General features: G+C 70.4%; 23 protein-coding genes and 2 tRNA genes. 12 read left to right on the forward strand and 13 right to left on the reverse strand.

The genetic code is table 11. The features are described from left to right. Positions 1-224 precede the first annotated feature (224 nt). Positions 225-941: a FadR/GntR family transcriptional regulator gene (locus tag ABZ906_RS29710; protein WP_361186505.1), complete on the reverse strand. Its 717-nt coding sequence runs from the start codon at positions 939-941 to the stop codon at positions 225-227. A 113-nt stretch (positions 942-1,054) separates the two neighbouring features. Further along, positions 1,055-1,128, reverse strand: a tRNA-Lys gene (locus ABZ906_RS29715). Positions 1,129-1,372: 244 nt separating this feature from the next. Here ABZ906_RS29715 and ABZ906_RS29720 point away from each other — a divergent pair. From ABZ906_RS29720 to ABZ906_RS29760, 9 genes are all read left to right on the forward strand, one after another. Next, positions 1,373-2,761, forward strand: a complete 1,389-nt coding sequence (locus tag ABZ906_RS29720; RefSeq protein ID WP_361387825.1) for a peptidoglycan-binding protein — start codon at positions 1,373-1,375, stop codon at positions 2,759-2,761. 193 nt (positions 2,762-2,954) lie between these two features. Beyond that, positions 2,955-4,151 carry an SPFH domain-containing protein gene (locus ABZ906_RS29725; protein WP_361387828.1) on the forward strand — a complete coding sequence of 399 codons (1,197 nt, stop codon included), beginning with the start codon at positions 2,955-2,957 and terminating at the stop codon, positions 4,149-4,151. Next, entirely contained in the window at positions 4,138-4,812 is a 675-nt protein-coding gene (locus ABZ906_RS29730) for a nucleoside/nucleotide kinase family protein (RefSeq protein ID WP_361387831.1), read from the forward strand. Before ABZ906_RS29725 ends, ABZ906_RS29730 begins: the two co-directional genes overlap by 14 nt. A gap of 121 nt (positions 4,813-4,933) precedes the next feature. After that, complete coding sequence (locus ABZ906_RS29735; protein ID WP_361387834.1) at positions 4,934-5,536, forward strand: lytic polysaccharide monooxygenase; 603 nt, start codon at positions 4,934-4,936, stop codon at positions 5,534-5,536. Positions 5,537-5,667: 131 nt separating this feature from the next. Further along, the gene (locus ABZ906_RS29740) at positions 5,668-6,123 is read left to right on the forward strand and encodes a DUF3592 domain-containing protein (RefSeq protein WP_361387837.1); all 456 of its coding nucleotides are present in this window, start codon (positions 5,668-5,670) and stop codon (positions 6,121-6,123) included. Positions 6,124-6,166: 43 nt separating this feature from the next. Continuing rightward, the gene (locus ABZ906_RS29745) at positions 6,167-7,825 is read left to right on the forward strand and encodes an AMP-binding protein (RefSeq protein ID WP_361387840.1); all 1,659 of its coding nucleotides are present in this window, start codon (positions 6,167-6,169) and stop codon (positions 7,823-7,825) included. A gap of 113 nt (positions 7,826-7,938) precedes the next feature. After that, a complete protein-coding gene (locus ABZ906_RS29750; protein ID WP_361387843.1) occupies positions 7,939-9,237 on the forward strand; it encodes a sensor domain-containing protein in 1,299 nt (432 codons plus the stop codon). After that, entirely contained in the window at positions 9,201-9,875 is a 675-nt protein-coding gene (locus ABZ906_RS29755; RefSeq protein ID WP_361387846.1) for a response regulator transcription factor, read from the forward strand. The genes ABZ906_RS29750 and ABZ906_RS29755 overlap by 37 nt, the downstream gene beginning before the upstream one ends. 73 nt (positions 9,876-9,948) lie before the next feature. Next, the gene (locus ABZ906_RS29760) at positions 9,949-10,239 is read left to right on the forward strand and encodes a hypothetical protein (protein ID WP_190080288.1); all 291 of its coding nucleotides are present in this window, start codon (positions 9,949-9,951) and stop codon (positions 10,237-10,239) included. Here ABZ906_RS29760 and ABZ906_RS29765 read toward each other — a convergent pair. The 9 genes from ABZ906_RS29765 to ehuB form a co-directional block, all read right to left on the reverse strand. After that, positions 10,214-12,436, reverse strand: a complete 2,223-nt coding sequence (locus ABZ906_RS29765) for an MMPL family transporter (RefSeq protein WP_361387849.1) — start codon at positions 12,434-12,436, stop codon at positions 10,214-10,216. The two genes, ABZ906_RS29760 and ABZ906_RS29765, sit on opposite strands and share 26 nt — an antisense overlap. Before the next feature lie 175 nt (positions 12,437-12,611). After that, complete coding sequence (locus ABZ906_RS29770) at positions 12,612-13,283, reverse strand: response regulator transcription factor (RefSeq protein WP_361387852.1); 672 nt, start codon at positions 13,281-13,283, stop codon at positions 12,612-12,614. Beyond that, positions 13,216-14,445 carry a sensor histidine kinase gene (locus ABZ906_RS29775; protein ID WP_361387855.1) on the reverse strand — a complete coding sequence of 410 codons (1,230 nt, stop codon included), beginning with the start codon at positions 14,443-14,445 and terminating at the stop codon, positions 13,216-13,218. The genes ABZ906_RS29770 and ABZ906_RS29775 overlap by 68 nt, the downstream gene beginning before the upstream one ends. 162 nt (positions 14,446-14,607) lie before the next feature. Further along, positions 14,608-14,681, reverse strand: a tRNA-Lys gene (locus tag ABZ906_RS29780). 72 nt (positions 14,682-14,753) lie between these two features. Beyond that, complete coding sequence (locus ABZ906_RS29785; protein ID WP_361387857.1) at positions 14,754-15,512, reverse strand: IclR family transcriptional regulator C-terminal domain-containing protein; 759 nt, start codon at positions 15,510-15,512, stop codon at positions 14,754-14,756. Between the two features lie 220 nt (positions 15,513-15,732). Continuing rightward, complete coding sequence (gene ehuA / locus ABZ906_RS29790; protein ID WP_361186475.1) at positions 15,733-16,548, reverse strand: ectoine/hydroxyectoine ABC transporter ATP-binding protein EhuA; 816 nt, start codon at positions 16,546-16,548, stop codon at positions 15,733-15,735. After that, on the reverse strand, positions 16,538-17,185 hold the full coding sequence (gene ehuD / locus ABZ906_RS29795) for an ectoine/hydroxyectoine ABC transporter permease subunit EhuD (RefSeq protein WP_361186472.1): 648 nt from the start codon (positions 17,183-17,185) through the stop codon (positions 16,538-16,540). The genes ehuA and ehuD overlap by 11 nt, the downstream gene beginning before the upstream one ends. After that, positions 17,182-17,916: an ectoine/hydroxyectoine ABC transporter permease subunit EhuC gene (ehuC, locus tag ABZ906_RS29800; protein ID WP_361387860.1), complete on the reverse strand. Its 735-nt coding sequence runs from the start codon at positions 17,914-17,916 to the stop codon at positions 17,182-17,184. The genes ehuD and ehuC overlap by 4 nt, the downstream gene beginning before the upstream one ends. Next, a complete protein-coding gene (ehuB, locus tag ABZ906_RS29805; RefSeq protein WP_361186467.1) occupies positions 17,916-18,839 on the reverse strand; it encodes an ectoine/hydroxyectoine ABC transporter substrate-binding protein EhuB in 924 nt (307 codons plus the stop codon). Before ehuB ends, ehuC begins: the two co-directional genes overlap by 1 nt. Positions 18,840-18,936: 97 nt before the next feature. On the opposite strand from ehuB, the gene ABZ906_RS29810 reads away from it, so the two are divergent. Further along, positions 18,937-19,437 carry a DUF3830 family protein gene (locus ABZ906_RS29810; protein ID WP_361186465.1) on the forward strand — a complete coding sequence of 167 codons (501 nt, stop codon included), beginning with the start codon at positions 18,937-18,939 and terminating at the stop codon, positions 19,435-19,437. Positions 19,438-19,452: 15 nt separating this feature from the next. On the opposite strand, the gene ABZ906_RS29815 is transcribed toward ABZ906_RS29810, so the two are convergent. Further along, positions 19,453-20,856 (reverse strand): amidase, encoded by a 1,404-nt coding sequence (locus tag ABZ906_RS29815; protein ID WP_361387863.1) that lies wholly within the window; start codon positions 20,854-20,856, stop codon positions 19,453-19,455. A 76-nt stretch (positions 20,857-20,932) separates the two neighbouring features. Further along, positions 20,933-21,889, reverse strand: coding sequence for a D-2-hydroxyacid dehydrogenase (locus tag ABZ906_RS29820; RefSeq protein WP_361186459.1), 957 nt, complete (start codon positions 21,887-21,889; stop codon positions 20,933-20,935). Between the two features lie 321 nt (positions 21,890-22,210). Here ABZ906_RS29820 and ABZ906_RS29825 point away from each other — a divergent pair, with 321 nt between their 5' ends. Both ABZ906_RS29825 and ABZ906_RS29830 read left to right on the forward strand, forming a co-directional pair. Further along, entirely contained in the window at positions 22,211-23,059 is an 849-nt protein-coding gene (locus ABZ906_RS29825; RefSeq protein WP_361387866.1) for a decarboxylase, read from the forward strand. 12 nt (positions 23,060-23,071) lie between these two features. Next, positions 23,072-23,809, forward strand: a complete 738-nt coding sequence (locus ABZ906_RS29830) for a decarboxylase (RefSeq protein WP_361387869.1) — start codon at positions 23,072-23,074, stop codon at positions 23,807-23,809. Positions 23,810-23,817: the final 8 nt, after the last annotated feature.

Here is a 23,817-nt window from a genome sequence, read left to right on the forward strand (position 1 = left end):
CCCTTAGACATGGAACGGCTACCTTCCGGTTGCATGATGCCCCCCTCGGCATCTGTTCGTGAACGGGACCCCCGCCCCTTCCTCCCGCGGGCTCCGGCCGGGCCCCCAACTGCCCCGTACCGCCTGCCTCATGAGAGCCAATGGGTCCAGCACAAGGTTCTACGCCCCTAGCCATGATCGCAAGAGCGAAACAAGGTGTTTACCGGTCATACGAGCGATTTGAGCTACCTGTTGCTACCTGTTGAGACAGGAGCGCTCAATCGCGTTCGAATATTACCGAAGTGTTCCCGTATCGCCCGCTCGGCCCGCAGTACATCGCCGGATCGGACCGCGTCGAGGATTTCCCGGTGCTGACGGCAGGTGACCTTGGGATCCTGCGGCACGTCCACCAGATCGGTGCGTACTTTGTGGAAGGCGTCCCAGAACGCTTCAAGAACTTCGCCGAGGAGCGGGTTGCCCAGGCAGCGGTAGAGGGTGGCGTGAAATGCGCGGTCGGTTTCGGTTTGTACGGCACCCGGGCGGCCGTTCTGGCCGTTTTTGGCCGCCGTCTCCGTGTCCATCTGGTCCACGATGGCGTCCAGTTCGGCGAGGTCGGCGGCCGGGATGCGGCCTGCCAGGCGGGCGATGAGCCCGGTCTCCACGGCCTCCCTCAGCTCCAGGAGCTGGAGCAGGCTGTCCTCGCCGCGGTAGTGGCCGGCCACCGTGCGGAAGGTGAGGCCCTCGATCATGGGAGCCATTGACATGGGTCCGACATATGTGCCGAAACCATGCCGGATTTCCACGATGCCCATCGCCTGGAGTGCCTTGAGTGCCTCTCGCACAGAGTTCCGACTGACGCCGAGGCGTTCCATCAGTTCGGGCTCGGTGGGCAGAGAGGCGCCCGAGGGCAGCCGCTGGTCGATGATGAGCTTCTTGATCCGCTCCTGTATGTCGCGCGCCATGGCGCAACGGTAGCGGTACGGACACGGGTATCGACCCGGCGCGGAAGCCGCGTATCCATGCGGCGCGGGAACCACGAAAGCCCCCCGCGTGAACGGAGGGCTTTCGCTGTCTGTGCGCCGCCAGGGACTCGAACCCCGGACCCGCTGATTAAGAGTCAGCTGCTCTAACCAACTGAGCTAGCGGCGCCTGCTGACCTGGAGAACTCTACCGGACGCGGGCAGGTGCTCCGCACCATCCGGAAGCCCCGGGGGGCCCGGGGCGGCATGGGGCCGGGGTGCGGGCGGGGCGGCCCCGGGGAGCGGCGGGGGCGTGAATTCCGGGCGGCTCAATCATTCGGACCGTCAACATGCGATATCGCGCGACAGTTGAGAAGCTGACGACTGTGCAGATGCGACGCAGACATTCTTTCCTTGAGTGTGAGGGGAATCGCATGGAGGTTGCTCCGGTATTCGATGAATTCGATCCCGAGAGCGACTGCGACTGTCCCGGATGCATTCAGCGGCGGCGAGCCATGGCCCATGCGCTTCCCGTGAGCCTCGGCGGCCACCCGGCGGCGCACGGAGCGCGGCGCGCCCTTGTCGTCGCCGCGGCGGCGGGCACCGTGCTCGGCGGCGGGCAGGTGCTTCCGGCGGCAGCGGCGCCCGATGCCGGGCAGCGTCCGGCGGGGCCGCCGGGTGTGGTGCCGGGGGCTCCTTCGGACGAGGATCCGGGGGCGGACCCGGGGGCGACTCCGGGGGCGGATGCGCGGGTGGACCCCGGTCCCGGCACTCCGCAGGGCGGCACGAGCGGGCTGCACGGGGCGCCGGGCGCGTCGGGCACTCCGGGGCCCACGGAGGCGGCGCCGCGGCCGATGACCCGGACCGCGATCCTCGCCCGGGCCGCGACGTGGGTCGCGGCGAAGGTGCCGTACAGCATGAGCAAGTACTGGACCGACGGCTACCGGCAGGACTGCTCGGGCTTTGTCTCCATGGCCTGGAACCTCGGCGGCAATGAATGGACCGGCAGCCTCGCCAAGTACGGGGTGCGCATTACGAAGGAGCAGCTGCAGCCCGGCGACATGCTTCTCTTCCACAATCCCGCGAACCCCGAGAAGGGGTCGCACGTCACCATTTTCGCCGGTTGGGCGAATACCGCTCGTACGCAATACATCGCGTACGAGCAGACCCGTCCGCACGCCCGTAAGCAGACGACTCCCTATGCCTATTGGAGTAATGGGAGCCGCTATCTGGCCTACCGCTACAAGGGTGTGACGGGCGGCGCTCCCGGCGGCGCGCGGCCGAGTACGGGTGCGGCCTATCCCGGTGCGGGGTCGTTCGGTCCCGGCGCGAACAACAAGTACGTCACCCAGCTGGGCAAGGCCCTGGTCAAAAGGGGAGGCGGCCGCTTCTACACGTCTGGTCCCGGCCCGCGCTGGACCGACGCGGACCGCAGGGCCACGCAGGCGTTCCAGCTTGCGCAGGGCTGGAAGGGCAAGGACGCGGACGGTCTGCCGGGCCCCGCGACCTGGTCGTACCTGATGACAGGCAAGGGCCGCGACATCCCGCGCGCGGGAGCGGGCGCGGGCGGCAGCCAGGGCCGGGCTCCGGCGTACCCCGGCAGCGGGGTGTTCCGCCCCGGCCAGTCCAGCCCGTCCGTGGAGAAACTCGGCAGACAGCTGGTGAAGAAGGGCTTCGGCAAGCACTACGCCCGGGGCCCCGGCCCGCAGTGGAGCGAGAGCGACCGCCGCAACGTCGAGGCGTTCCAGCGGTCCCAGGGCTGGCGGGGCGCGGCGGCGGACGGCTATCCGGGCCCGGAGACGTGGCGGCGATTGTTCGCATGAACGCCGCGAGCGGAGCGGCACGCGTGAGACACGGGCACGTATGAGACCCGGGCACGAACGTAACCCCGGCACGAACGTAACCCCGGCATGTATGAGACCCGGTCACGAATGAGCCCCGAGCACTCGTGAGACCCGGGCACCAATGAGACCCAGGCACGTATGACGCAGAGGCACGTATGAGGCGGAGGCAAGGATGAGTGCGACAGCGGCATCACGGTCACAGGCGCCCCAGCCGGAGGACCCGCAGATCGCGGGCGCCCCGGAGCCGGCCGCCCGTTCGCCGCGCCTGATCCAGAGCGAGGCCACCACCGAGATCCCCATCCACCTGCTCTTCCGCGACGACCCCGCCGACCCCGGAGTCTCGCTGTCGCCCGCCGTGGTGCGGCGCCGGCAGGGCACGGGCGAGCAGCCCCGCACCGCCCGGCGCCCCGCGGCGGCAGCGGCAGCGGCAGCGGCCCCGGTGGCCCGCCCGCTCCCCGACGTCGACCCCGCGCTCGGCGAGCGGCCGGCCCGCGTGCTGCCCGGCATGGTCGGCGTGCTCGGCGGGTCCTCGGGAGTCGCCGGATGCGCGGCCGCGCTGTGGTGGGCCGGAGTGCTGCCCGAGGCGGTGGCGCAGGCGGCCGGGCTGCCCCGCCCCGACGGCTACGACCCGTACGCCGGGCTCGGTCTCGCGCAGTGGGCCTCGCTCGCCGGATCGGGCGCGCTCGCGCTGTTCGGCTTCGGGGGCCTGGCCCGCGGCCGGGTCGGCACGGCGTGGGTGCTCACCCTCTTCGGGCGCTACCGCGGCAGCGTCCGCAGGACCGGTCTGATGTGGGTCAACCCGCTCCTCCTGCGCCGCCGTGTCGACGTACGCCTGCGGCACTGGCGCAGCGAGCCGATGCCCGCGGTGGACCGGGGCGGGGTCGCGCTGCGGGTCGTCGTCCTCGTCGTGTGGCGGGTCAAGGACGCGGCGCGGGCGACGCTCGGGGTCGCCGACCACCAGGAGTATCTGCGCGAGTGCGTCGAGGCGGCGACCGCACGCGTCCTGTCCCGGCTGCCCGCCGACGCCTTCCACGACGACACCCCGACCCTGCGCGACGCGGAGGCCGTCGGCGACGCGCTGACCCGGATGCTCGCGGCGGAGACCGAGTCGGTGGGCGTCCAGATCTTCTCGGCCCAGCCGACCCGTATCGAGTACGCCCCCGAGATCGCCGACACCATGCGCCTGCGCCGGGTCGCCGCCCTGGACGCCAAGCACCGCGACAGCGTGCTGACCTCGGTGGTGGACTCCGTCGAGGACACGGTGACCCGGCTGACCACCCGCGGACTCGTCGAGCTCGACGACTACGAGCGCAAGGCCTTGGTCAAGGACCTGACGGTGGCGTTCTATACGGGGCATGGAGACCGATGACCACGCCCCCGGGCACGCCCCCGCTCTCGCGGACCTCGCGAGGGACGCCCGACGACTGACCGCCGACCGGCCCCGCACCCTCCTCGGGATCGCGGGGCCGCCCGGCGCGGGCAAGTCGACGTTCGCGCGGGCACTGGTGGAGACCATCGGCGAGAGCGCCGCGTATCTGCCGCTGGACGGCTTCCACCTCTCCAATGACCAGCTGGAGCGGCTCTCCCTCACCTCCCGCAAGGGTTCGGAGCCGAGCTTCGACGTCCTGGGATACGTCGCGCTCCTCACCCGGGTCCTCCGGGACACCGGCCACGACATCTACGTACCCGATTACGACCGCACCCTCCACGAGCCGATCGCCGCCCGGCACCTGGTCCCGCCGACGGCCCGCCTCGTCGTGACCGAGGGGAACTATCTGGCCTGCGATCTGCCCGGCTGGCGCGACGCGCGGCGACTGATGAATGAGTGCTGGTACGTGGAGGCACCTGCGGAGGTACGTCAAGTGCGCCTCGTCGAGCGGCAGTTGGCGGGCGGTCGGACGGCCGACGGGGCGGCCGCGTGGGTGGCGACGAACGACGGCCCCAACGGTGACCTCGTGGAGAAATCGCGCCGTCGCTGCGATCGGATCGTCTCCACGATTGGTATGGACATGTTCAACTACCGGCAATAATCTGAGCTTGGTCTAGACCGCAGAACTCACTGCATTCACCGCGCCCCTGCACCCGCAGCGGCGTGGTGCCGCGGCGCGCGCACGGCTCACGGAATCCCCACGTTTCCCCTGGAGCGGCAGCATGCGAAACAAGAAGATGTACGCGGCCATGCTCGGCGCCACGACGGTCGGGGCCCTCGCGCTCTCGTCCGGTGGCGCGAGCGGTCACGGCTACACCGATCTGCCGGCCAGCCGCCAGATCAACTGTTCCAACGGCACGGTGAGCGGCTGCGGTTCCATCCAGTACGAGCCGCAGAGCGTCGAGGGCCCAAAGGGCTTCCCGGCGGCCGGACCGGCCGACGGGAAGATCTGCTCGGCGGGCGTCAGCGGCTTCGACACGCTCAACCAGCCGAAGGCACCGGGCGGCGGCGCCTGGCCGACGACCAGTGTCAGCGCCGGTCAGAACTACAGCTTCCGCTGGCAGTTCACGGCACGTCACCGCACCACCGACTTCAAGTACTTCATCACCAAGCAGGGCTGGGACGAGAGCAAGCCGATCACGCGGGCCGCCCTCGAAACGACCCCGTTCCTCAATGTCCCCTACAACGGACAGCAGCCGCCCGCCACGCTCTCGCACTCCGGAACGATCCCCGGCGGCAGAAGCGGCCACCACGTGATCGTCGCGGTGTGGACGGTCCACGACACGGCGAACGCGTTCTACGCCTGCTCCGACGTCAAGTTCTGAGCAGGGCTTGAGGCTCCACGGCTCATCCCGCGGGTAGGTTCTGCGCACACCGTCCACGACCAGGACGGTGTGCGCGGAACGGCGGCACGGCAATACGTGCACGCCGCCGACTCGACTATCGGGGGACAGTCATGGAGTTCATGTTCTACGTGGTGCCCGCACTCATCGCCGCGGTGGTGATCGCGATGGCGGTCAAGGTGGTCAGGCGCTCCCTGGAGCTTCGGCAGGCGTGGGCAAGCGGCCTGACGGCGGAGGCGCGCTGCCTGCGCACGTACACCACGACCAGCCGCAACAGCGACAGCGGCCACACCACCACGACGCAGCACCACGTCTACGAGTTCACGCCGCCCGCGGGCCGCCCCGTCAGGTTCGAGGAGGAGAACGGCCCCGCCGCGACCGTCGAGGGCGACTTCGTCACCGTGCACTACGCGGCCGGCCGCCCCGAGAAAGCCACGGCGCACGCGCCGAGCCCCGTCAAGAACGCGGTGGGTACGGTCGGGCTGCTCTGCTTCCTCGGCGTCGCGCTGGCCTTCTGCGTCTTCTTCGTGGTGACGGCGAACGACTTGTTCGGGTCGGATCTCCCGTAGTCGCTCTCCCTATCTGACGGTCCATCAATTATGGTGCGCGGCCATGGAGTCCACCGGGAGCACCGTCGCGGAACTCGTAGTGGCACGCTGGGGCGACCACCGCCCCGGACTGCGCTTCGAGGACCAGGAGCTGACCCACCACCAAGTCGCCGCGGGCGCGTCGGCGAGGGCGGCGCTCTTGGCCGACCTGCTGCCGAGAGGCGCCGAGCCCCATGTCGGCGTCCTGCTCGACAACACCCCCGAATACCCCCTGTGGCTGAGCGCGGCGGCGCTCGCGGGGGCGGCGGTGGCGGGGATCAACCCCACGCGCAGGGGCGCCGAACTGGCCCGTGACATCGTGCACACCGACTGCCGCGTCCTGATCACGCAGCGGGCGCACCTGGCGCTCCTCGACGGCCTCGAACTGCCGGGCGTACGCATCCTGGTGACGGACACCGGCGCCTACGCGGAGCTCCTCGCGCCCTACGCGGACGCGCGCCCGGAGATATCGGGAACGGTGACTCCGGCGAGCCGCATGCTCCTCTACTTCACCTCGGGATCGACCGGGGCGCCCAAAGCCGCGATCTGCACCCAGGGCCGTCTGGCGGCCGCGGGCCAGTCCCTGGTCAGCCACTTCAGCCTCGGCCCGGACGGGGTCCACTACATCTGCATGCCCATGTTCCACGGCAACGCGGTGATCGCGGACTGGGCGCCCGCGCTCGCCGCGGGGGCGGGGGTGGCGCTGCGGCGGCGCTTCTCGGCTTCGGCGTTCCTGGACGACGTACGGGCTTACGGGGCGACGTACTTCACGTATGTGGGCCGGGCGGTGCAGTACGTCCTTGCCACGCCGGAGCGGCCCGACGACACGTCGAACCCCCTGCTGTTGGGCTTCGGCACCGAGGCCGGGGCGGTGGACGCGGCGCGGTTCGAGAAGCGGTTCGGGGTGCGGCTCGTCGAGGGGTACGGGTCTTCGGAGGGGGGCGCGGCGATCCAGCGGACGCCGGGTACGCCCGCCGGGGCGATCGGCCTCGCGGTGCCGGGGAGCGATCTCGCGGTGGTGGATTCCGGTACGCGGGAGGAGTGCCCGCCGGGCTCCTTCGATGCGGACGGGCGGCTGCTGAACGGGGATGCGGCGATAGGGGAGTTGGTGAACAAGGGGCGGGCGCCCTTCGAGGGGTACTGGCGCAACGCGGAGGCGGACGCGGCGCGGCTGCGGGACGGGTGGTACTGGACGGGGGACCTCTTCTACCGCGACGCGGAGGGGTTCTTCTACTTCGCGGGGCGCACCGACGACCGGCTGCGGGTGGACAGCGAGAACCTGGCGGCGGCGGTGATCGAGAACATCCTCGCGCGGTGGGAGGGGGCGGCGGCGGTGGCGGTGTACGCGGTGCCGGATCCTGTGGCGGGGGATCAGGTGATGGCCGCGGTCGCGCCGCGGGAGGGGGGCGCGTTCGATCCCCTCGCCTTCGCCGAGTTCCTCCTCTCCCAGCCGGACCTGGGTACGAAGATGGCGCCCCGCTTCGTACGGGTGGTCCGGCGGATGCCGGTGACTGCCACCAACAAGGTGGCGCGGGCGGTGCTTCGGCGGGAGGGATTTCGCTGTGGGGACCCTGTGTGGTGGTGCCCTGGGGCGGGTGCCTATCGCCCGCTTACCCCGGCGGACGAGTCCGCGCTCCTGGCCCAGTACCGCGCCCAGTCCCGCGAGGGCCTTCTCCCCGGCTAGGTCTGTCCCTGCGGGACAAGCCTCTCCCGCCCACCCGCCCGATTGCCCCGCATCAGACCGTGGACGAACAAACGGGGGAAGGGAGACTTCCCCCCCCGGCATACCGTGACCCCATGGTCAGTGAAGGTGTGTGGGTGGGGCTGCGGGGGCGTAGGTATCTGAGGAGCAGTGCGCCCTGGAGGGGAGTCGCTTACCTCCTCGGGGGTGTCGTGCTCGGGGTGGTCGTGCTCGTGGGCGGCCTGGTGGCAGCCGTCCTCGGGGCTGCCCTCGCCGTCGTGCTCGTAGGGCTCCCCCTGCTCGCCCTCCTCGGCCTCGCCGGCATCCCCGTCGCCGCCCTGGAACGCCGCAGGCTCCGCCTCGTCGACCCGGCGACCCCCGCCCCCACTCCCCACCGCACCCCCGAAGCCCCCGGCATCCCTGCCTGGTTCAAGCTGCGGGTCAAGGAGCAGGCGACCTGGCGGGAGCTCGCGTACACCGCGCTGCTCGCCCTCGTCCTGTGGCCCATGGACCTGCTCGTCCTGGCCTGCACCGTCGGCGCCCCCGCCGTCCTGATGGCGACCCCCGTCCAACTCGCCCTGGACGGCGGCGAGATACGCGCGGCCAAGCTCTGGCTGGTCGGCGACTACCCGCACGCCTTCGCCACCGCCCTCCTCGGCCTCGCCCTGCTCGCCCCGCTGCTCTACCCCCTCGGCGCCTACGCCACCGCCCGCGCCGCCCTGGCCCGCCTCCTGCTCGCCCCGCGCGAGGCCGAGCTGACCACCCAGCTGGCGGAAGTGACCCGCTCCAGGGCCCGCCTCGTCGACGCCTTCGAAGCCGAACGCAGGCGCATCGAGCGGGACTTGCACGACGGAGCCCAGCAGCGGCTCGTCGCGCTGACCATGACCCTGGGCCTGGCCAGGCTCGACGCCACCCCCGGAAGCGAACTCGCCGCCCAACTCGCCAAGGCACACGACGAGGCGGGGAACGTCCTGAAGGAACTGCGCGAACTCATCCGCGGCATCCACCCCCAAGTCCTCGTCGACTACGGCCTCGCCGCCGCCGTCGAGGACGCCGCCGACCGCTCCCCGATCCCCGTCGACACCGATCTGGACGGCCTGCCCCGTCTCCCCGAATCCGTCGAGGCAGCCGGGTACTTCACCACCCGCGAAGCCCTCACCAACATCGCCCGCCACAGCGGCGCGCCCCGCGCGCACATCAGCGCGCGCCACCACCACGACACCCTCCGCATCGACGTCAGCGACGAGGGCAAGGGCGGCGCGGACCCCGCCCGCGGCACCGGTCTGACCGGCCTGGCGGACCGCCTCGCGGTGCTCGATGGCACACTGACGGTCACCAGCCCGCCCGGCGGCCCGACCGTACTGTCCGTGGAGATCCCGTGCCGAGCCCAGCACCAGCAGAGCCCCGAAGACTGAGGATCGTCGTCGCCGAAGACAGCGTGCTGCTCCGCGAAGGGCTCGTCGGCCTGCTCACCCGCTTCGGCCACGAGGTGCCCGCCGCGCTCGGTGACGCACAGGGGCTGCGCGCCGCCGTCGACGCACACGCCCCTGACCTCGTCCTCACCGACGTACGCATGCCGCCCTCCTTCCAGGACGAGGGTCTGCGCGCCGCCCTCGCGCTGCGCGCCGAGCGGCCCGGGTTGCCGGTCCTGGTGCTCAGTCAGTACGTGCAGCGTTCCTACGCAGCCGAGCTTTTGGACACCGGCGACGGCACCGGCGTGGGCTATCTGCTCAAGGACCGCGTGGGCCAGGTCGAGCAGTTCGCCGACGCGGTGACGCAGGTGGCGGGCGGCGGCACGGTCGTGGACCCGGAGGTCGTACGGCAGTTGCTCAGGCGCCGCCGCGATCCCCTGGAGCAGCTCACGCCGCGCGAGCGCGAAGTGCTCGGCCTGGTCGCCGAGGGCAGATCGAACGCCGCGATCGCCGCCGAACTCGTCGTCAGCGAGGCCGCGGTGGGCAAACACATCGGCAACATTCTCGGCAAACTGGACCTGCCGCCCGGAGACGGAACCCACCGCAGGGTGCTCGCGGTCCTGGCCTATCTACGGGCGTGAGCGGCAGAGGGAACGGACCCGTCCCGCCGATCCTTGCAATGGCCACCGGTCTGGTCGATTACGATCCTGAACCATGAGCACGTCAGACCAGATGGGGGCAGGCCGGGCAGGCCTCACGCCGCGCCAGGCCCGGCGCATACGGATCGCCGCGGCCTCGGTGTTGATGGCCGCGGCGGCCGTGGTGCTCGCCGTGCGCCTGGCGAGCCGGTCGTCCGTCCTGGTCGTGGGGGTGTACGGGCTGCTGCTCGTCCTCTGCGGCCTGGTGATCGAACTCAGCAGGCGCGGACGGACCCGGCTCGGCAGCTATCTGCTCGCCGTCGGCCTGGTGGCCGCCCTGGTCATGGACTGGGTGGTGCTTGCCTGACCGCTCGGCCGTCCCCCTGCCCGACCGGTACGGGATCGTCCGCCACCGGCATCTCCTCGCGCAGCCCGTACCACTCGTGGAGCCTGCGCATCCGCGCCGGCGCCCACCAGGCGCGCCTGCCGAGCAGCGTCATCGTCGCCGGGACGAGGAACATCCGGACCAGGGTCGCGTCGATGAGCACGGCCAGCGTCAGACCGAGCCCGATCTGCAGGATCGGTGCGAAGCCGCCGGTCATGAAGCCGCCGAAGACGATCGCGAGCAGCAGCGCCGCACAACTGACGACACGCCCCGAGCGGCGCAGGCCCTCGACGGTGGCGGCACGGTGGTCGCCGGTCTCCAGCCAGGTCTCCCGCATCCGGGACAGGATGAACAGCTCGTAGTCCATCGCGAGCCCGAACGCGATCGCGATGATCAGCGGCGGCGCGGTCAGACTCAGCGCCCCGAGCCCCTCGCTGCCGAGCAGCCCCGCCCAGTGCCCGTCCTGGAACACCCACACCACGACGCCGAGCGCGGCGCCCAGGCTGAGCAGGGTGGTGGCGAGCGTACGCAGCGGCAGCAGCAGTGATCCGGTGAAGGCGAAGAGCAGGGCGAACAGGGCGACAAGGACGGTGAGTACGGCCCACGGAGCGCGCTCGGCGAGCATCGAGCGGAAGTCGACGAGGCCCGCGGCGTTGCCGGTGACCCGGACGGGCTCGTCCCCGCGCAGGTCACGTACCCGCTCCACGATCCGGGTGGCGTCGGGACCGTCGACCGACCCCTTGGGGGTCAGCTGAAGCAGCACCGTCCCGTCGGGGAGCCGCTCGCTGTCGGCGGACCTGATGCCGGGCAGGGCACGGATACCGGCCACGGTGCCTGGATCGGTGCCCGCCCCGACAAGCACCTTGACGGGGTCGGTGTCCGCCCCGGCCGGATAGTGCTCGCGCACGGTGTCGTACAGCTGCCGCGCCTCGGTGTCGTGCGGGAGCTGTCGCGCGTCCCCGATGTTGATCCGCATCCCGAAGGCGGGCAGCGCGAGGAGAGTGAGCACGGCGACGACGGTGGTGGCGACGGCCACCGGGCGCCGGGCGGAGAAGAGCGCGAGCCGGGCGAAGAAGGCGCCGGGTTCGGCAGCGGACCCGCGAGGCCGCCAAAGCCGTTTACGCGTACGGGACTTCGTGCCCGCGGGTGCGATCCTGCCGCCGAACAGGGCGAGCAGCGCGGGCAGCAGCGTCAGCGCCGCCAGCATGTCGACGACGACCACCGCACTGGCCGCGAGGCCCATGCTGCGCAGGAACGGGCTGGGGAACCAGACGAGCCCCGACAGGCTGATGGCCACCGTCAGGCCGGAGAAGAGGACGGTGCGTCCGGCGTGGGCGACGGTCGCGTGCACGGCCTGCGCCACACCGCCCGCTTTCCCCCGCTCCACTGCCTTCCCCCGCCCCACTGCCTTCCCCCGCTCCTCGCGGAAGCGGATCACCATCAGGAGCGCGTAGTCGACGGCGAGACCGAGGCCGAGCATCGTGACGATCTGGACGGCGTAGACGGAGATCTCGGTGAACTGGCTGAAGCCGTAGAGCGTCAGGAAGGCACCGGCCACTCCGCTCACGGTGACCAGGAGGGGGAGCCCGGCGGCCCGCAGCCCGCCGAAGATGAGCAGCAGGACGAGGAGTACGGCGGGCAGGGTGATCAACTCGGCCCGTGCGACGTCCTCCTGGGCCCTGCCGCCCATCTGCTCGCCGAGCAGCGGACCGCCGCTCACCGCCACGTCGCCCGCGGTGATCTCACGGATGCGGTCGGCCGCGTCGCCGGTCGCCTCCTCCTCGGCGTCGTCGTCGAGGCCGCCCTTGAGGGTGACGGGGATGAGCAGGGCCTTGCCGTCCCCGGCGACCAGACCCCGCGTGGTGTACGGGTCCGGAACGTGCGCGATGCCGGGCTGCCGCCGTACCTCGGCGATCGCGTCGCCCACCTGGGCGCGGAGCCGCGGGGTGTCGACGGCGGGTCCCGACACGACGGCGTTGAAGTCGTCGCCGTAGGGCGTGAGTTCGTCCAAGCGCTCTGCGGCGACGACCGACTCGCTGCCGGGGACGTCCTCGACCGACGAGGTCAGATCGCCGAACACGCGGGTACCGAAGCCGAAGCCCAGGACCAGGAGAAGGAGCCAGACGAGAACGACGGTCTTGGGGCGCCGGGTGGCGGTACGAGCGAGGGCAGCCAGCATGGCTCTGCCTCCTCCGTGGGCGGGTTCCGGGTCGCCCTCAGAGTCACCCCCGACCCGCACGCGGCGAATCGCCGCAACGAGCGGTCTTGCGCCCTCCCTCGCACGGGGTAGGTCTCGGTCGGGCGGGGGAGGGGAGGAGAGGAGAGGGGCAGCGGGAGAAGGGGAGATGGCGGATCTAGCTCCCCGGCACCACGAGTCCCGTCTCGTACGCGCAGATCACCGCCTGTACCCGGTCCCGCAGTCCCAGCTTCGACAGGACGTTGCTGACATGGGTCTTCACCGTGTGCTCGCTGACCACGAACGACGCCGCGATCTCCGCGTTGGACAGGCCCCGCGCGAGAAGACGCAGCGTCTCCTCCTCGCGGGCGGTGAGGACCGCGAGGCGTTCGGAGGGCGATACGTCGGGCGCGTCGGACTCCGTGCGGCGGCGCCGGACCACGTCCGCCACCAGGCGTCGCGTCACCGAGGGCGCGAGCAGGGAATCCCCGGCCGCCACCACCCGTACCGCGTGCACCAGGTCGTCCCGGCGGACGTCCTTGAGCAGGAAGCCGCTGGCTCCCGCGTACAGCGCCTCGTAGACGTACTCGTCGTGGTCGAAGGTGGTCAGCATGACCACCCGGCAGCTGGACCGCGCGCACACCCGGCGGGCCGCCTCGATGCCGTCCATGCCCGGCATGCGGATGTCCAGGAGGACGACGTCGGGGCCGTGCCGCAGGACCGCCGCCACCGCCTGCGCGCCGTCACCCGCCTCCGCCACCACCTCGATGTCGGGCTGCGCCTCAAGGATCATCGAGAAGCCGCTGCGCACCAGCTCCTGATCGTCGGCGACCGCCACCCGGATGCTCATCACCCCAGGATGCCGTGGGCAGCCGTACGGCGACGCGGAATCCGCCATCGGGTCCGTTTCCGGCCTCGGCCGTGCCACCGCAGGCGGCGGCGCGTTCCCGGATGCCGACGAGCCCGTGCCCGTCACCCTCCGAGGTCAGGAACCCGACTCCGTCGTCCTGGACCCGTATCCGCAACTCCGCGTCCAGCCAGTCGAGCCGGACGGACGCCTCCGTCGCCGCCGCGTGCTTGACGCAGTTGGTCAGCGCCTCCTGGACGATGCGGTACGCGGCCACCTCGACGTACGGCGGCAGCGGACGCGGATGTCCCGTCTGCGCGAGGCCGACGCGCAGACCGGTCCGTTCGACGAGCGCGGTCAGTTCCGGGAGCGCGGCGAGCGTCGGCTGCGGGTCGCGGCCGTCCGGGGCCGACGGCTCTCTCAGTACGCCCAGGATCCGCCGCAGCTGCACCATCGCGTCGCGCCCCGCCCCCGCGATCGCCTCGAAGGCCCCCACCGCGCGGTCCGGGTCGCTGCGGACGACGACGGGACCGGCCTCCGCCTGGACCACCATCAGGCTCACCGCGTGGGCGAGGATGTCGTGCATGTCGCGGGCGATCCGGGACCGCTCCTGACTGACCGCACGCGCCGTCTCGGTGGCCCGCTCCCGCTCCAGGCGCCGGGCCCGGTCCTCCAGGGCCGCCGTGTACGCGCGCTGCACGCGGGCGAAGGCGCCGAGTGCGTACGCGCTGATGAGGCTGATCAGGTGGAAGGGGTATTCGTACGGCTCGGCGTGCTCCTTGAAGGCCATGGTGATGGCGGCTCCCGCCAGCCACCCGGCGAACATGACGCGCCGCTTCAGCGGCGGGCTCAGGGCGGCCACGGTGTAGAGGGCGACCATGCCGCCGAAGCAGACGTCGGGCGGCGGCCGGTGGTAGAGCGCCATGGCGGGCGTGAAGACGGCGATCACGCCGGCGCAGGCGAAGGGGGCGCGCCGGCGCCAGATCAGCGGCACCGCGGTCCCGGCGCCCAGGACGAAACCGCCGGGGCTCAGCGGATCGCCCCCCTCGTCCGGGAAGAGGAACTGGAGCGATACGGCGAAGAGCACCACGGCGGCAAGGGCGGTGTCCACCACGTAGGGGCGGGTGGTGCGCAGCCGGGACAGGGCGGGCAGGGGGCGCTGCATCGGGCGGCTCCTCGGGACAGGAGGCGGTGCCAGTATCGCGGCGCCCCGCCGGCGCTGTCCTCACCGGTGCGGGGGATATGCGGGGGAGATGCAGGGGGATACGCAGCGGGGGGTGGCAACGAAAGAAGCCCCCCGCTCGCGCGAGGGGCTTCTCACTGTCTGTGCGCCGCCAGGGACTCGAACCCCGGACCCGCTGATTAAGAGTCAGCTGCTCTAACCAACTGAGCTAGCGGCGCCTGCTGACTCGAAAATAATACCTGGTCCCGGGGGGTGCTCAGAACCGCTGCCCGGAGCCCCCCGGCGAGCCCCTAGATCGCGAGGGAGAGCAGCACGGGCGCCGCCCCGCGATTGAGCGTCCTTGCGGCTTCGCGCAGCCGGTGGGCGTGCTCCAGCGGGAGGGAGAGGGCCAGGCAGCCGGCCGCGGAGCCCGCGGTGATGGGGACCGCGGCGCAGACCGTGCCGACCGCGTACTCCTGGAGGTCGAGGACGGGGACCGTGGCGGGCTGGGCGGCGAGGCGGTTCAGGAGGACCCGTTCGTTCGTGATCGTCCGTGAGGTGAGGCGGGCCATCTTGTGGCGCGAGAGGTGGTCCCTGCGGCCGTTCAGGTCGAGCTGGGTCAGCAGGCTCTTGCCGACCGCGCTGGCGTGCGCGGCGGAGCGGAAGTCCACCCACTCGTTGACCTTCGGGGTGCGGGGGCCGTCCGCGAAGTCGGTGATCTTGATTTCGCCGTCTTCGTACCGGCTGACGTAGACGGCCGCGCCGATCGTGTCGCGCAGCCCGTCGAGCGTTCCCTTGAGCTTGTCCCGCAGTGCCGTCTCGCGGCCCTCCGCGGCGCCGAGACGGTTGAGCGAATGTCCGGTCACATAGGCGCCGTCGGAAGTCTGGTCGACGTAGGCCTCGCGGCGGAGCATGCGCAGCAGGGCGGCGAGGCGGGCCGCGGGGAGTTTGGTCTGCCGGGCGAGTTCGGTTTCGGTCACGCCTGTGTCGTGCCGGGCGACGATTTCGAGCACCCTCAGGGCGCTCTGCACCGAGTGCTGCGGCGTGAACGGCTCGTGCTTCAGCGCCACGGCTTTCCCCCTGCGTGGAACGGTTCCGGACAGCTGGGCTCCGTCCCACGATAGCCGCCAAGAGGCCGATTTGGAGCGGCTGTTGACGAGAATGTGGCGCGTCCCCGGCTCTGTCAGCAGGAACGCGCCACTCTGGCATATGCCAGCGTCATCACCCGGGCTTCTGCGTGGATCACCGGCGCATCACCGGCGGATCATTACGGGCGATTACGGTCCGCGGTCACAGGACCGCGCTGAGGAACTCCCTTGTCCGCTCGTGCTCGGGCTCGGTGAAGATCTTCTCCGGGGTGCCGGCCTCGATGACGCGGCCCGAGTCGAACATCAGGACCTGGTCCGAGATGTCACGCGCGAAGTTCATCTCGTGGGTCACGCAGAGCATGGTGATGTCCGTGGTGTGCGCGATGTCCCTGAGGACGTCGAGAACACCGGCCACCAGTTCGGGGTCGAGCGCGGACGTGACCTCGTCGAGGAGCAGCACCTGCGGGCGCATCGCCAGGGCGCGCGCGATGGCCACGCGCTGCTGCTGGCCGCCGGAGAGCTGGCTCGGGTACTTGTCGATGTGCTCGGTGAGCCCGACCAGTTCGAGCAGCTCGCGCGCCCGCTGGTCGGCCTCGTCCTTGGGCAGGCCGAGCACCTGGACCGGCGCCTCGGTGATGTTGCGCAGGACCTTCATGTTCGGGAAGAGGTTGAACTGCTGGAAGACCATCCCGATGTTCTTGCGGACCTCGCGGACGTACTTCTCGCTCGCCGGGACGAGCTTGCCGTTCTTCGTCTCGTGCGTGAGGTACTCGCCGCCGACCTTGATCGTGCCCTCTTCGGGCTTCATCAGGGTCATCAGGAGCCGCAGGATCGTCGTCTTGCCGGATCCGGAGGGGCCGATGAGCGTGACGTGCTTGCCCGACGCCACGGAGAAGTCGAGCTCGTCCAGGACGACATGGCTGCCGAAGCGCTTGGTGACCTTGTCGAAGCGGATCAGCTCGCTGCCGTCCACCGTGGGATTGACTGTTTCCTTCGAGGTGCTGCTGTCAGCGGACAAGACGACGCTCCAAGACTCGGAGAAGAACGGAAGCCGGGTAGGCAATGACGATGAAGGCGATGCCCACGACGCTGATGGCCTCGTAGGTGAAGGTCGCCTGGGTGAATCCCTTGGCCTCGCCCAGCATGTCCAGGGCGCCGATGGCGGCGATCTGCGGGGAGTCCTTGAGCATCGACACCACGTAGTTGCCCAGTGCGGGGATCACGCGGCGGATGGCCTGCGGCAGGATGATCGCGGTCCACGTGCGGCGCTTGGGCAGGCTCAGCGCGGTGGCCGCCTCCCACTGGCCGACGGGAACGCCGTCGATGCCCGCGCGGTACACCTCGGCGGTGTACGTCGAGTAGTGCAGACCGAGGCCGACGATGCCCGTGGTGAGCGGCGACATCGTGGGGCCGAACTCGGGGACGACGGTGAACAGGAAGAACAGCTGCACGAGCAGCGGGGTGTTCCGGATGAACTCGGTGATCGCCGTCACCGGCCAGCGGATCCACACCTTGTCGGAGCGCTGTGCGATCGCCCAGAGCAGACCCAGGGAGAACGCGATCACGGTGCCCCAGGCGACCGCCTGGAGCGTGACGAACAAACCGTCCCAGAACTTCGGCATGAAGTCCTCGACATTGGACCAGTCCCAGTTCACTTGGCACCCCCGGTACCGGTCACGGCGTCGATCGACGACTTGGAACGCAGCCCGCCGAGGAGGCCGACCTTCTCGGGCGCCTGGCCGATCCGCGCCTTCGCGTGCCGCTCAAGCAGCCGCATTCCGCGCGTCAGGAGGAAGGCGAGCACGAAGTAGACCACCAGGAGCACCGTGTAGACCGGAGCGCTCTCGGCGGTCACGAGCCGCCACAGGTTGCCCGCGAAGGTCATGTCGGCCACCGCGATGAGGGAGACCAGGGACGTGCCCTTGAGCAGCTCGATCAACAGGTTGTTGAAGGGAGGCAGCATCTCGGGCCAGGCCTGCGGGATCTCGATCTTGCGCAGACGCTGCGCCTTGGTGAAGTTCAGCGCAACCCCCGCCTCGCGCTGCGCCACCGGCACGGCGGCGAGAGCGCCGCGCACGATCTCCGAACCGTAGGCCCCGTACGTCATGCCGAGGGCCAGTACACCGGCGGCCATCGGCAGGAAGCTGAAGCCGAACAGCATCGGCAGCGTGAAGGCCATCCAGAACATGAAGACCAGGGCCGACGTGCCGCGGAAGATCTCGAAGTAGGTCCCGGCAAGGAAACGCACGATCCAGAGCGGCGACGTACGCAGCACGCCGATCGGGAAGGCGATGACGAAGGCCAGGGCCGCGCTGTAGACCGTGATCTGCACGGTGATCCAGAGACCGGGCAGGAACCACGCCGTGATGAAGTCCCACGTCATCATCAGGAGGCTCCCTTCGAGGGCGGGCACAGATCGTCGACCGTCAGATCGGTCATCTCGGTCTTGGTGAAGCCGAACTGGCCGACGACCCGCAGCAGCTCGCCGCTGTCCTTCATCTTGTGGAGCTCTTTGTTGAAGGCGTCGCGGAGGTTCTTCTCGCCGAGGCGGAAGGCGAACCCGCCCGCGCCGTAGGCGGGCTTTCCGTCCACCTTGGGCTGGAAGGCCTTGGTCACCTCGGCCCGCTTGCTGCCCTTCACCACGTCACGAGTGGTGATGGCGGTGCCCGCGAAGGCGTCGACCCGGCCCTGCTCGACCGCGGCGAGGCCCGCCACCGGGTCCGGCAGGATGAGGATGTCCTTCACCCCCGCCGCCTCCGCGTAGGCGATTTCGGCGTACGCGGTGCCACTGGCCAGCTTGAGCTTCTTCTCGACTATGTCTTCGTACCGCTTGATCCCGTGCGGATTGCCCTTCTTCACGATGAAGGCGTCGAGCATCAGGTAGTCGGGATCGGAGAAGAGGACCTCCGCGCAGCGGACCGGGCTGATGTACATGCCCGCGGACACGACGTCGAACTGCTGCGCCTGGGTGAGCCCCGGAATCAGCGCGCCGAACTCGGTCGGTACGGCCTCGACCTTCGGCACACCGAGCCTCGGGAAGATCACCTTGGCGATCTCCGGTGCCTCCCCGGTGACCTCACCCTTCTTGTCGATGTAGCCGAAGGGAAGCTCTCCCGCCACGCCGATCTTCACGGTCCCCTTGTCGCGAAGCTTGCTCAGTAGATCCCCGCCCTCGACCTTCCCCTCCTCCGGAACCTTCACGCACCCCGCAGCCCCGAGAGCTCCGAGCGCCGCTGCTCCTGCGAGCAGGGAGCGGCGGCGAAGCCTGCTGCCTGTGAATCCCTCGTTGTTCTCATGTGGTGGAGCCATGGGCGCGCGGCTACCCGACTCGACGCCGAATATGCGGACCAATTTCGGCCCCTGATGCAATCGTTGTGGTCTTGACCCAGGGAGGAGCATGGGACACATGGCAGACCGATTCATCGAAGTCTCCCTCGCCAAGCGGGGAGTGACGTGCACGGCAAAACTGCTCGACGACCGGGCGCCGCTGACTTGCGCGGCGGTGTGGGAGGCGCTTCCGCTGGGCGAAGACGTCTATCACGCGAAGTACGCCCGCAATGAGATCTACGCCCTCTTTCCGGCTTTCGCGGACCGCGAGCCACCTCTGGAGAATCCGACAGTCACCCCCATTCCCGGCGACCTCTGCTATTTCTCCTTCAACGGGACACAGCTGGGCACGCAGGCCTATGGGTACGAACCGGCCGCGGACGTCAAGGCGGGCGCCACGGTCGTGGACCTCGCCCTCTTCTACGAACGCAACAACCTGCTGCTCAACGGAGACGTCGGCTGGGTCCCCGGCATCGTCTGGGGGCAGGTCGTCGACGGCCTCGACCGGATGGCCGAGGCCTGCAACGACCTGTGGCGCGCCGGAGCGCAGGGCGAGACGCTGAATTTCCGCAGGGCGTAGATCGAGCCCGGAGGATCAGACGGCGGCGGGCGGCGCGATCTCCGCGCCGCCCGCTTCGTACAGAGCGTGCGCGGCCCGCAGGACGAGCGCGTCGGCGTGCCGCGCCCCCACGATCTGCACCCCGATGGGCAGCCCGTCGCGGTCCACCCCGCACGGGACGGTCGCCGCCGGCTGCTGCGTCATGTTGAAGGGGTACGTGAACGGCGTCCATCCCGTCCACCGACGATGGCCGGAACCTTTCGGTACCTCCGCTCCAGCCTCGAAAGCGGTGATCGGCAAGGTCGGAGTGATCAGAAGGTCGTACGTCTGATGGAAGGCGCCCATGCGACGGCCGAGCTCCATGCGTACGTCAACTGCGGCGAGGTAGTCGAGCGCGCTGGCCCGGGCGCCCTGCGCACAGACCTCCCGCAGTCCCGGGTCGAGCAACGCCCTCCGGTCGGGCGGCAGATGCTGGATCACGCGCGCGGCGCCGCTGAACCACAGGGTGTGGAACGCCTCCACCGGGTCCGTGAAGTCCGGGTCGGTCTCCTCGACGTACGCCCCCTGCGCCGCGAGTGACTCCACCGCCTGCCGTACCGAAGCGGCGACCGCGGGCCGCACCGCGACCTGACCGCCGAGCGAGGGGGAGTACGCGATGCGCAGACCGCGTACGCCGCCTTCGATACCCGCGCGGAAGCTGCCGGCCGCCGGGCCCAGCCCCGACCAGTCGCGCGGGTCGGGGCCGCTGATGACGTCCATCAGGAGCGCCGCGTCCGCCGCGTCCCGCGTCATCGGGCCGACGTGCGCGAGGGTGCCGAACGCGGACGCGGGGTAGAGCGGCACCCTTCCGTACGTCGGCTTCAGCGCGAAGATGCCGCAGAAGGAGCCGGGGATGCGCACCGAGCCGCCGCCGTCCGTGCCGAGCGACACCGGAGCTGCGCCGAGCGCCACGGCCGCCGCGCTGCCGCCGCTCGAACCACCCGCCGTGCGCGAAGGGTCGTACGGATTGCGCGTGATCCCGCTCTGCGGGCTGTCCGTGACACCCTTCCAGCCGAACTCGGGCGTCGTCGTCTTGCCGATGAACACCGCGCCGTGCTCGCGCAGCCGCGCCACCGACGGCGCGTCCTCCTCCCAGGGGCCCTCCGTGCGCGCCGTCCGCGACCCCCGCAGCGTCGGTCCGCCGCGCTGCAACAGGATGTCCTTGACCGAGACCGGGACCCCGTCCACCAGACCGCTCGGCTCACCGCGCCGCCACCGCCCGGCGCTCGCCTCGGCCTGCGCGAGCGCCTCCTCGCCGTCGATGCGCACGAAGGCGTTCACCACGGGCTGCACCTCTTCGGCCCTGCGCAGCGCCGCCCGTGTCGCGTCCACCGGACTGAATTCGCCCTTGCGATAGGCCTCGACGAGTTGTACCGCGGTGAGATCAGTGAGCTCGGTCATGCACGCTCCTCAAGGGGGAGGGAAGTGGCTCGCCTCAGGGGTGCCTCAGGGATGAGGTGGGTGGCTCGGGGAGTGATCAATTCCCCGGTACATACCCGCGTTTCTTGTCGACCACGTTCGCCAGCGGCCGTCCGGCCGCCCACTCCTCGTACAACTCGACGAACTGCGCGCCCAGTTCATCGCGCCAGCCGACCACGTCCCCGCTCATGTGCGGGGAGACGAGGAGGCCGGGCGCCGTCCACAGGGGGCTCTCGGCCGGCAGGGGCTCGCGCTCGAAGACATCGAGCGCCGCCCCCGCGATCCAACGCTTCGACAGGGCGGCCGCGAGATCGTCCTCCACGACGAGCGCGCCGCGCCCGATGTTGATGAACCGCGCCGACGGCTGCATCATGCCGAAGCGCCGCGCGTCGAACATGCCGCGCGTGTCGTCCGTCAGCGGCGCCGCGCACACCACCCAGTCGGCGCGCGCCATCAGCCGGTCAAGTTCCTCGGGGCCGTGCACGCCGCCCCGCGCACTGCGCCCCACCAAGGCGGTGATGATCCCGAGCCCCTTGAGCATGCGGACGATGGCGTGTCCGATGGGGCCCGAACCCACGACACACGCGCGCGTACGGGCGATCCGCTGGGTCTCGCGGTGCTGCCAGGTGCGGGCGTCCTGGAGCTGGAGCGTGCGCGGCAGGTCCTTGGCCATGGCGAGGATCAGCGCCGCCACGTACTCGGCGATCGGCTGGTCGAAGACGCCGCGTGCGTTCGTGACCAGCGTGTCGGACTCGACGAGATCGGGGCACATCAGGCGGTCCACGCCCGCGCTCGCGGTGTGCACCCAGCGGGGCCTCGGTCCCTCGCCCGGCCAGGCCTGACGCACCGCGTCCGAGAGGAAGTCCCACACCAGGAGCACGTCGGCATGGGGGAGTTGGGCCGAAAGGGTGTCCGCGTCCGCGTGCAGGACCCGGGCGCGTCCTGTGAGGCTGCCCAGGCGGGGCGGCGGGGCGGGGGACGGGGCGTCAAGGACCAGAACGGTTGTTTCGGACATCGGATCAGAGCTTGATTCGGACATCTGGGAGAAACCGTTTCGCAATGAGAGTCCGCTTCCCTGAGTTTTGTGTCGGCCAGAGCCGTCTGAGATGCGCGGATTGACCACGCTCGCACCTGAAACTACCTTCGTCAACAGAGGTGCTCTACCACAAGCACCCCGAGGCTGAGTACGCTCCGTACGAGGTCTTAGCACACTCTGTAGCGCTCTCTTCGCGCCATATGCCCCATCCCGACGTCCCGGCGCGTCGCCGGTTCCGCACATCTCCCGGCCCCCGGCCGGTCCCTCAAATGCACGCACGCACGAATTTGGGGCCTGCTCATGGACGTCTCCTTCCTTGGCGGACCGCACCCTCAACGCGGTGTAGGTGTCGTCGCACCATTCGACTTCGCACTCGACAGGGAGCTCTGGCGCTGGGTGCCGGACGAGGTCTCCCTCCACCTGACACGTACTCCGTACGTGCCCGTCGAAGTAAGCCTTGACCTGGCACGACTCGTCAGCGAACACGAAACGCTCGCCGAGGCGGTCCGTGCCCTGAGCGCAGCCGAACCCGAAGTCCTCGCCTATGCCTGTACGTCGGGCAGCTTCGTCGGCGGCATCGCCGGGGAGCGGGCGATGTGCGAGGCCATGCACCGCGAGGGCGCGGTCTCCTCGATCACCACCTCGGGCGCGCTGCTCGAAGCGCTCGAGGATCTGGGCGCGCGGCGCATCGCGCTCGTCACGCCCTACACCTGGTCGGTGACCCAGTCCCTCGAGGAGTATCTGGCCGAATCCGGTGTGTCCGTCACCGGACGCGCCTATCTCGGCCTGACCCGGCACATCTGGAAAGTGCCGTACAAGGACGTGGCGGACATGGCGCGCCGGGCCGTGCTCGGTGGGGCCGACGCGCTCTTCATCAGCTGCACCAACCTCGCCACCTACGACGTCATCCCGCAGCTGGAGGCCGAGCTGCGGATGCCGGTGATCTCCGCGAACCAGGTGACGATGTGGTCGGCGCTGCGCCGCCTGGGTACCCATGCCGTAGGGCCCTACCAGGCGCTGATCGATCCGAGTGCCAGGCCGGGCGCGGGCCCGGTCACCGGGCCGGGCTCGCTGCCCGGTGTGCTCCCGGTCGATCCGCCGCAGGGCCTGTCCGAGGGTCTGCCCGAAGGACCACCACCGCTGCCTTGAAGGAGGCTGGAAGTGACCGCACTTGGTTTCCTCTATCCGGGTCACTCGGCTGAGGACGACTACCCCCGCATGGAGCAGATGCTGGGGAGTGACGTCCGACTGCAGGTCGTCCACACCGACATCGGTGAGGACGCGCACCGGGTCGACGCGCTCCTGGAGATGGGATCACCACAACGGCTCGCCGCCGGGGTCGAGGAGCTTCGCCTGGCCGGCGCGGAGGCCGTGGTGTGGGCCTGTACCAGCGCGAGCTTCGTCTTCGGCTGGGAGGGGGCGCACGACCAGGTCCGCACGCTCGCCCGGACGGCGGGTCTTCCCGCGTCCAGTACGTCGTTCGCCTTCGCCCACGCGGTGGGGGAGGTGGGGGCGAGCAGGGTCGCTGTCGCCGCGACGTATCCGGAGGACGTGGCCTCGCTCTTCGCCTCGTTCCTGAAGGCGTCCGGGACCGAGGTCGTGTCCACGCAGGGCAGCGGCATCATCACGGCCGCGGAGGTCGGTACGTGGGGCTGGGAGGAGGTCAGCGCCATGGCCCGCGCGGGCGACCACCCCGACGCGGAGGCGCTGCTCCTCCCGGACACGGCACTGCACACGGCGGCGTACATCCATGACCTGGAGCAGGAGCTGGGCAAGCCGGTCCTGACGGCGAACCAGGTCACGGTCTGGGAGGCCCTGCGCCTGGCCGCCCGCCGCGTGAACGCACCCTCACTGGGCGCACTCTTCACCAAGGAACCGGTGGTACAGGTACGGGGGTAGGCCTCCGG

Source organism: Streptomyces sp. NPDC046925 (assembly GCF_040644915.1).
Taxonomy (GTDB): domain Bacteria; phylum Actinomycetota; class Actinomycetes; order Streptomycetales; family Streptomycetaceae; genus Streptomyces.

Coding starts and splice junctions, on each gene's coding strand:
- ABZ906_RS29710 (WP_361186505.1), bottom strand. CDS start 941: ATGGCGCGCGACATACAGGAGCGGATCAAGAAGCTCATCATCGACCAG.
- ABZ906_RS29720 (WP_361387825.1), top strand. CDS start 1,373: ATGGAGGTTGCTCCGGTATTCGATGAATTCGATCCCGAGAGCGACTGC.
- ABZ906_RS29725 (WP_361387828.1), top strand. CDS start 2,955: ATGAGTGCGACAGCGGCATCACGGTCACAGGCGCCCCAGCCGGAGGAC.
- ABZ906_RS29730 (WP_361387831.1), top strand. CDS start 4,138: ATGGAGACCGATGACCACGCCCCCGGGCACGCCCCCGCTCTCGCGGAC.
- ABZ906_RS29735 (WP_361387834.1), top strand. CDS start 4,934: ATGCGAAACAAGAAGATGTACGCGGCCATGCTCGGCGCCACGACGGTC.
- ABZ906_RS29740 (WP_361387837.1), top strand. CDS start 5,668: ATGGAGTTCATGTTCTACGTGGTGCCCGCACTCATCGCCGCGGTGGTG.
- ABZ906_RS29745 (WP_361387840.1), top strand. CDS start 6,167: ATGGAGTCCACCGGGAGCACCGTCGCGGAACTCGTAGTGGCACGCTGG.
- ABZ906_RS29750 (WP_361387843.1), top strand. CDS start 7,939: ATGGTCAGTGAAGGTGTGTGGGTGGGGCTGCGGGGGCGTAGGTATCTG.
- ABZ906_RS29760 (WP_190080288.1), top strand. CDS start 9,949: ATGAGCACGTCAGACCAGATGGGGGCAGGCCGGGCAGGCCTCACGCCG.
- ABZ906_RS29765 (WP_361387849.1), bottom strand. CDS start 12,436: ATGCTGGCTGCCCTCGCTCGTACCGCCACCCGGCGCCCCAAGACCGTC.
- ABZ906_RS29770 (WP_361387852.1), bottom strand. CDS start 13,283: ATGAGCATCCGGGTGGCGGTCGCCGACGATCAGGAGCTGGTGCGCAGC.
- ABZ906_RS29775 (WP_361387855.1), bottom strand. CDS start 14,445: ATGCAGCGCCCCCTGCCCGCCCTGTCCCGGCTGCGCACCACCCGCCCC.
- ehuC (WP_361387860.1), bottom strand. CDS start 17,916: ATGATGACGTGGGACTTCATCACGGCGTGGTTCCTGCCCGGTCTCTGG.
- ehuB (WP_361186467.1), bottom strand. CDS start 18,839: ATGGCTCCACCACATGAGAACAACGAGGGATTCACAGGCAGCAGGCTT.
- ABZ906_RS29810 (WP_361186465.1), top strand. CDS start 18,937: ATGGCAGACCGATTCATCGAAGTCTCCCTCGCCAAGCGGGGAGTGACG.
- ABZ906_RS29815 (WP_361387863.1), bottom strand. CDS start 20,856: ATGACCGAGCTCACTGATCTCACCGCGGTACAACTCGTCGAGGCCTAT.
- ABZ906_RS29820 (WP_361186459.1), bottom strand. CDS start 21,889: ATGTCCGAAACAACCGTTCTGGTCCTTGACGCCCCGTCCCCCGCCCCG.
- ABZ906_RS29825 (WP_361387866.1), top strand. CDS start 22,211: ATGGACGTCTCCTTCCTTGGCGGACCGCACCCTCAACGCGGTGTAGGT.